We start from the raw sequence: 8,138 nt of genomic DNA, 5'->3' as shown, positions 1-8,138 counted from the left end.
AGGTGAGATCCCGGAAGGCGAAGCCTGAGGAAGCTCACCACATGCCCACGGAAAGCGATCCGTTTTCTAAAGCCACCATATCCTCATACAAAAGTCTCGAAACTGAGTCTTCAAGAATAGGGAGCTTTAGTTGAACAAATAAATTTTACCACTTTAAAAGGCTCAGTCGAAAAACGACTGAGCCTTTTGTTATTTGAATGAGAACCTCTACAAATTATGAAGTAATCTCCTATACAGTTCGGCAGAAAATTGGTGTTTTGCGATAAGGAACGGAACCAGTTATTATGAAAAGAGTTTTACTTAATCTTCTATAACCAGGTTTTTTTCAAACCGACTGATGTCTTTATCCGCTCCGATGACGATCAAGATGTCATTTTCTAATATCTCTTCAGTAGCCATCGGTGATACGATCACTTCTTTTTTACGTTTAATTGCTACAACGTTACAACCGTATTCAGCTCGGATATCCAAGTCTACTAAAGAGCGCCCGCTCATTTTACTTCCCGCTTTGACTTCCACGACACTATGATCATCAGACAGTTCAATATAATCAAGAATATTATTTGAAATGATGCTATGCGCAATTCTTTTCCCCATGTCACGTTCAGGGTGTACTACGTGGTCTGCACCTATTTTATTCAAGATTTTTTCATGATAATCATTTTGGGCTTTCACTGTAATTGTTTTAATCCCTAATTCCTTAAGCATCAGTGTTGTAAGCATGCTAGCTTGTATGTTATCACCAATAGCGACAATAACATGGTCGATGTTTCGAATACCGAGTTCTTTCAATACGTTTTCATCTGTAGAATCAGCGATCACTGCGTGCGCTGCGATATCTCTATATTCGTTGACTTTGTCTTCATCTAAATCTATAGCAAGGACTTCCATGCCTTCTCGACTTAACTCTCTGCAGATGCTGCCCCCAAAGCGACCAAGTCCAATTACTGCAAACTCTCTCTTCATTAATATAGCCTCCAAAAAAACACAATAAAATCTAAAGATATTTTATCACAGTTTCATGAATGAAACACAAAAAAAAGCAGAGAAAAGATTTTACTCTTCTCTCTACTTTTTACCTTTAACGTATTCAGCATCAAATAGAAACAATCTCATTAACAAAATTAATGATGGAACAAGCAGTAGTAACCCTGCAATGAACACAGTAATCAAGGTAATTGCCATTGTTTCGTTCGTCACTCCACTTGAGATTGTTATATATGGCTGCAGGATATAAGGCAAATGAGAAGCGCCATATCCAAAGAAAGCAAAGAAGAATTGGAACATGACAGCTATAAATGCCCAGCCGTAATATTTACCGACGTAGACAAGGAACAAAGCGATCATAAAAAATGCCACTGATAGTCCGAACATCCACCATAAATCTATAGCCTTTTGAAAGTGTTCTGGATTATGCTGACTTAACGCGATGAATGTAGTCATACTTGCAATAATTGTAGGTGAACTCCAAAAAAGCGCGTACTTCCTAACCAGGGCAAGCGCTGAATGGTCATTAGCCCTATTAGCGTAATATGTTAAAAACATCGAGCTTATATATAAAACTGAGACAATTGCAAGAAAAACTACACTCCAAGAATAGGGGCTCGTAAACAGTTCCCCATATAACAACGTAACTCCATTTGCTGTTTCTTCTATAAAACCACCTTCAGAAATCGTAAGTGTTGTCGATAAAGAGGCAGGAATTAATAATCCGGTTGCACCATAGAGAAACATATAGAGGTGATTGTTTTTAAATCCATAGTTTTCAAACGCGTAGAACGAACCACGTATCGCCAACAATACAATCGCTATACTACCAGGGATTAGGAGGGCTTGTCCATAATAATAAGCTGAATCTGGAAAGAACCCAACGATCCCCACGAAGAAAAACACGAAAAATACGTTCGTTACTTCCCATACAGGAGAAAGATATCTTGAAATTAATTGATTTATAATATGATCTTTTTTCGTGATTTTAGCATAATAAGCGAAGAAACCTGCACCAAAATCAATAGAGGCGACGATTAAATATCCATAAAGGAAAAGCCAAAGGACCGTAATTCCTATATACTCATAGCCCATTACTCGTCAACCTCCTTTGTAGCTGCTGCCTCCGGATAGCGTGATTCAAATTCTGCTTCAGCTGGGTGATCTTTGAACATTTTACGTAATACTACTAAACAGCCGGCACCAAGAACCGTGTAGAGTCCAATAAACAGTATGAACATAAGACCGACATGATCCGAAGTAGTCGCGCCTTCCGCCACCGTCATGATACCTCTTAGTATCCATGGCTGCCGTCCTTCTTCTGCAAAGATCCAGCCAAACTCTATAGCGAGCATAGAGAGCGGGCCGCCAGCTGCTATGGCCCATAACAGCCATTTATTTTCCTCATTCCATTTCTTAACCTTCCAGAAAAGAAGGTACAATGCAGAAATGCCAAGCATATAAAACCCTATAGACACCATTAAATCAAACATATAGTGTATCCATAACGGAGGCTGTTCGTCTGCTGGTGTTTCATTAAGCCCTTCAACCTCTGCATTAAAATCACCATAGGCAAGAAAGCTTAAGGCTTTTGGTATTCTAATGGCATTCTCCACTTCATTTTCTTCATTCAATGAGCCGAATAATATGAGATCAGCGCCTACCTCAGTCTCAAAATGCCACTCACCTGCCGCTAACTTTTCCGGCTGATGTTCAGCTAAAAACTTGGCAGATAAATCACCTGCAATTGCAGTCATTATCGCAAATATGAATGTTGCTGTAACAGTTAGTTTCAAAGCTTTAGTATGGTACTCAGACCCTTTTCGGAAAAGTATGATTATCGCTGCAATTGTTGCAAGTATAGCTGCAGACGTTAAATATGCGGAAGCAACAACATGGAACACTTTTGTGGGTGTAGCAGGGTTGAACATCGCTTCTAAAGGGTTAATATTTGTTACATTACCCCCATCCATTTCAAAACCTCGAGGTGTGTTCATAAATGAATTCACTGTCGTAATAAAAAACGCTGATAGAGTCGATCCAATAATAATCGGTATAGAGAGAAACCAGTGATAAATAGGCTTTTTGAAACGATCCCAAGTATAAAGATATATACCTAGAAAGATGGCTTCAAAAAAGAAAGCGAAGACTTCCATAAATAATGGAAGGGCAATGACATTTCCAGCCAGCCGCATAAAATTCGGCCATAATAATGAAAGCTGAAGTCCAATCGCTGTTCCTGTAACAACACCGACCGCAATGGTGACAGTCATCCCCCTCGTCCACCTGCGAGCAAGTAACTGCAAATGACGGTCATTTTTTTTAATTCCTATGAACTCAGCAATTGATATCATTATAGGTATACCGACCCCTACTGTGGCAAATATAACATGAAATATTAAAGTCAAAGAGGTGAGTAATCGGCTCATCATGACGCTATCTTCAAAAAACATAATAATATCCCCCTTTTACGATTAGCTATGTTAAACGTGGTTGAGATTTCTCATAAGAGAGTTATTCAATAATAAGACAGTTGTAACGAATAACAGTCATAACGATTTAGTAAGTGTGGACAGATCGCAGGAATAACCCGCTCCCCCCTATTACTTCCTAACTATAGCAACTAAACCGTTCTTCCAGATCAGGCAATTTTATTTGAATAAATCAAAATTTAGATTTAACAGATCTTTCTGTATAAAGAAAACCACTTTCTTATTATAAAACGTCACAACCTTCTATATTGCAGCTACGAATGACGATTTTGTGACAAACTTCACAATCTACTTATAAGATTCATTGTACAATGCCCTTCAAAAGGAGTCTACAATTTTGTTTAGAGACATACTAATATAAGTCCATACCACAAAAAGATAAAAAAAATGCCGCAAAGAGCGGCATTTTTTATTAAATAGCATCTAACATTTGAAATTGGGCTTTTACTAATTCGAAATATTCTCCTTTTTTCTCCATTAATTCACTATGAGATCCATATTCTAAAATTCGCCCATTCTCTAGTACGTATATTGTATCAGCTTCCCTGATCGTTGAAAGTCGGTGGGCAATGATAATAGCAGTCCTTCCCTCCAATAAAAGCCCTAAAGCCTCCTGGATTTTCATTTCCGTTTCCGTATCAATACTGGCCGTGGCTTCATCCAGAATCAAAATACGAGGATCAGCTAGTAAAGCCCTTGCGAAGGAGAGCAGCTGACGTTCTCCTGCAGATAGAATACTTCCTCTCTCCTCTACTTCCGTTTCATAACCAGAGTTTAAGCGTTGTATAAACTCATCTGCGCCTACCACTTTTGCTGCTTCTATCACTTCTTCATCTGAAGCGTCTGGACGCCCAAACCTTATGTTTTCCATAATTGTCCCCGAGAAAATGAATGTATCCTGAAGGACAACGCTGATTTGCTGCCTTACGCTGTCAATCGTTGCGTCTTTCAAATCCACTCCGTCAATTTTCACACTGCCTTTTGTCGGGTCGTAAAAACGACTGATTAAATTTGCGATTGTTGATTTACCCGAACCTGTATGTCCTACCAACGCAACGGTTTCACCTTGTTTCATTTCAAGGTTTATATCATGAAGTGCTATACGTTTTTCATCATAAGCGAACTGTACATTGTCAAATTTAATGTTCCCTTTCATATCCTTGATTTCCTTTGCATTTTCCAATTCTTTCACATTCGGTTTCTCATCTAGGAACTCAAAAATTCGTTCAGAAGCAGCCATCGCCATTAACAATTGATTATACATTTGTCCAAGCCTTGAAATCGGCTCCCAGAACATGCCTATGAAGAAAGCAAACGTAACAAATGTACCACTCGTTATATCGCCCTGAAGGATTAGAAATGCACCGTAAGCTACTAATATTACGGTACCTATTGCATTACTCATTTCTACAAATGGACGAAACATAGCACTTTTTCGCGTAGCTACGTTCCACGCTTCAAAATTTTCCGAATTAACCCCGTCAAAATACTCACTGTTTTCACGTTCCTGAGAAAAAGATTGAGTGATTCTTACTCCCTGCAGGCTTTCATTCAAATGAGAGTTCAGCTTAGATTGCTGTATTCTCACATCCTGCCAAGAGCGTCTTATATTTCTGCGAAGCTTGGTAGAAATATAAAACATCAACGGCATGATGACTAGAATTGCCAAAGCAAGCTTAGGACTAAGAGCAAATAGGATGACAATAATTCCCGTAAGCATAACGATATCCATGAGCAAGTTGATGATACCATTGGTAAAAAGCTCTTGGAGAGAATTAATATCGTTCATGATCCGAACTAAAATCGATCCGGCTGATCGATTGTCAAAAAACTTATGGGAAAGTTTCTGTACATGAGAAAATAAATGTTCTCTTAAATCGTAAATGACATTCTGTCCGAGGATATTGACATATTTGATCCTCAGCATATTAGCTATATAACTCAATAAATACATAATCGCTATTCCTACCACAAGCTGGATTAATAAATTTGTATTTCCGTCAGCAATAGCGACATCGATCGCTACTCTCCCTATAAGAATAGGCACTATCAATCGAACGATGGTCGCTATGAGCATTGCGATAATAGAAATAGGAAGAAGCTTTTTCCAATAAGGTTTCACGTAACGTAATAACCTAGTCATTTGAGCCCAGTTGAAAGGCTTCTCTATGGCCTGATCCTGTGTATATTTAAAACGGTCCAAGTGTTTAGTCGTTTCAGGGACATGTTTCGGTTTCCTAGCCATCGATCATCCCTCCTATTCATAACATGTTTGTTGAATTTAAGATAGCTTCTTTGTCTTGATACTGTATATCGTAAATTCTTTGATAAGGTCCGCCATTTACTAATAATTCATCGTGAACACCTCGTTCTACTACCTCTCCATCTTCAAGTACCAAGATTTCATCAGCATGCTTTAAAGAGGATATCCGATGAGCGATAATAAATGTTGTTCTTCCTTCCATTACTTCTTTTAATGCCTTCTGTATTTTAAATTCTGTTTCCATATCTACTGCTGAGGTAGCGTCATCGAGGACTAGGATAGCCGGATCGATTAATATAGCCCTTGCAATGGCAATCCTCTGTTTCTGACCACCGGATAAGCCCATACCGCGCTCCCCTAAAAGTGTGTTATATCCGTCAGGCATATCCATGATAAACTCATGAGCCTGGGCTCTTTTAGCGGCTGCTTTCACATCTTCTAGTGTAGCATCAGGGTTGCCGTATGAAATGTTCTCTTGAATCGTCGTAGAAAAAAGAAACGACTCCTGCAAAACAAATCCAATATTTTTACGCAAAGTTTTCAGCCCATAGTCATCTACCGGCCTATGATCAATAAGAACCTTTCCTTTTTCAGGCTCATAAAACCTGGTGATCAATTGAGTGATACTCGTTTTACCTGAACCGGTTGAGCCTATCAGTCCGATTGTTTTACCAGGAGGGGCATCGAAATTGATTTCTTTCAATGCAGAATCATCGTCCTTTGAATAAGTCAGTGTGACATTTTCGAAAGTAACATGACCCTTTAGACGGTCCTGAATGACCGCCCCATCTTTTTCTTGAATATCTTCATGGGCTTCTAAAATCTCCAGGAGGCGTTCACCAGAAGCTTTGGCTTGGGAAAATAAATTAATGATAAATCCTAAATTCATCAACGGACCGAGAATATACCATACCAGGCTAAAGAAGGCGACAAGCTCACCAAGAAGCAGAGAGCCATTTATAACTAAATATCCTCCAAAAGCCAAGAGAGCTACTACACAAACGTTACCTATAAACTCCATTAATGGAAAATACTTGGCCCATATATTTGAAGTATTTACGTAGTTATCACGATAATGACTGCTTCTATCAAGAAAACGTCCTACTTCAAAGTCTTCTCTGGAGAGAGATTTTACCGTGTTCATCCCGCTTATATTTTCCTGAACTCTCGTGTTCAGCTTACCAAACGATTTTCTAATCCTACGAAAAGCAGGGTGTACTTTACGATCGAATTTGTACACGACAATACCTAAGAAAGGCATCGCTGCCATTGTGACGAGAGCCAGAGGTACTGAAAAATAAAACATCACACTTAAACTGATGACGATTAACAAAACAATTCTAATCAACTCTGAGAATCCCATCGATAAGAAGAAACGGAAACCCTCTACATCTGCAGTGAGTCGGGACATGATATCGCCAGTTTTTGCGTTATCGTAATAACGGAACGGAAGTCTCTGCAGCTTCTTGTAAAGCTCATCCCGCAAGACATATACTGATTTGATACCGAAATATTCCCCCAGATACTGATGAAAATATGTAGCGAATCCCTTTACGATCATTAATAAGATAAAAACAGAGCAAATATAAGGGATCAAATTATACCTTTCCTTCATAACAACATCATCTATCGTAACTTTCAAAATGATCGGGTAAACTAATGTGATCGCAGTTACAAATATTAGTGAAAACACGGACCAGATGAAAAATGACTTAAATGGCCAATAAAACGGTTTCAATTTCTTAAATACATCCACATGCGTCCCTCCCTTAACTTTTCCGTATGTATTAATATATCGGGTATCGAAATATTTTTCCACCTATTTGACCAATATTTTTAAAATTCAGGAAAAAATATTTAGTTATACATAGTTAAATTGCAAAAAAAAACAGCCTCAAAAATGAGGCTGTTTCGTTTTATTTTTGATTTACGCCTAAAACTCGGTTCACACGTTTACGGAGCATTTTCATGCCACCGCCACCTGCTTGGAAATGACGCAGATTGCCTTCTTCATCAAATACATAGTACGCAGGTACATATTGATTTTCAAAAGCATCGGTCAAAGCGTGCTCATTATCTACATAAATAGGTTGAGTAATCCCATGCTCATCAGCAACTTCTTTAATTTGATTTAAATCCAAATCCTTCTCTGAACGAGGCATATGGACAGCAATCACATTCAAGTCGTCACTGTATTCATCTCTGAACTCGTTTACGTTCGGCATAGCTTCCTTACAAAGACCGCAGCTGACGGACCAGAAATGGATCAACGTCGGTTTAGAACCTACAAGATCTTCTTTTGTGAGAGCGTCACTATTATACCACTTAGTAGCTTCAGGAAGTTCTGGCATTGGTGTTCTTAATTTCACAGTAATTCCTCCTTATTCATGAGAAGT

At 38.7% G+C, this 8,138-nt stretch carries 6 protein-coding genes; all 6 read right to left on the bottom strand.

Annotation, left to right across the window (positions count from 1 at the left end):
* Window positions 1–300: 300 nt before the first annotated feature.
* Window positions 301–966, bottom strand: coding sequence for a potassium channel family protein (locus O2Q26_RS14090; protein WP_253934639.1), 666 nt, complete (start codon window positions 964–966; stop codon window positions 301–303).
* Between the two features lie 102 nt (window positions 967–1,068).
* The gene (locus O2Q26_RS14085) at window positions 1,069–2,082 is read right to left on the bottom strand and encodes a cytochrome d ubiquinol oxidase subunit II (protein ID WP_289216494.1); all 1,014 of its coding nucleotides are present in this window, start codon (window positions 2,080–2,082) and stop codon (window positions 1,069–1,071) included.
* On the bottom strand, window positions 2,082–3,440 hold the full coding sequence (locus tag O2Q26_RS14080) for a cytochrome ubiquinol oxidase subunit I (RefSeq protein ID WP_289216493.1): 1,359 nt from the start codon (window positions 3,438–3,440) through the stop codon (window positions 2,082–2,084). The genes O2Q26_RS14085 and O2Q26_RS14080 overlap by 1 nt, the downstream gene beginning before the upstream one ends.
* A 451-nt stretch (window positions 3,441–3,891) precedes the next feature.
* Window positions 3,892–5,724 (bottom strand): ABC transporter ATP-binding protein, encoded by a 1,833-nt coding sequence (locus O2Q26_RS14075; RefSeq protein WP_289216492.1) that lies wholly within the window; start codon window positions 5,722–5,724, stop codon window positions 3,892–3,894.
* A gap of 16 nt (window positions 5,725–5,740) precedes the next feature.
* Entirely contained in the window at window positions 5,741–7,498 is a 1,758-nt protein-coding gene (locus O2Q26_RS14070; protein WP_289216491.1) for an ABC transporter ATP-binding protein, read from the bottom strand.
* 160 nt (window positions 7,499–7,658) lie between these two features.
* A complete protein-coding gene (locus O2Q26_RS14065) occupies window positions 7,659–8,111 on the bottom strand; it encodes a redoxin domain-containing protein (RefSeq protein WP_289216490.1) in 453 nt (150 codons plus the stop codon).
* Window positions 8,112–8,138: the final 27 nt, after the last annotated feature.

Origin of the sequence: Halobacillus campisalis (assembly GCF_030345335.1) — a bacterium.
GTDB lineage: Bacteria > Bacillota > Bacilli > Bacillales > Halobacillaceae > Halobacillus_A > Halobacillus_A campisalis.
Note: the sequence above shows the minus strand (reverse complement) of the source record. Positions and strands in the feature narration are given on the sequence as shown.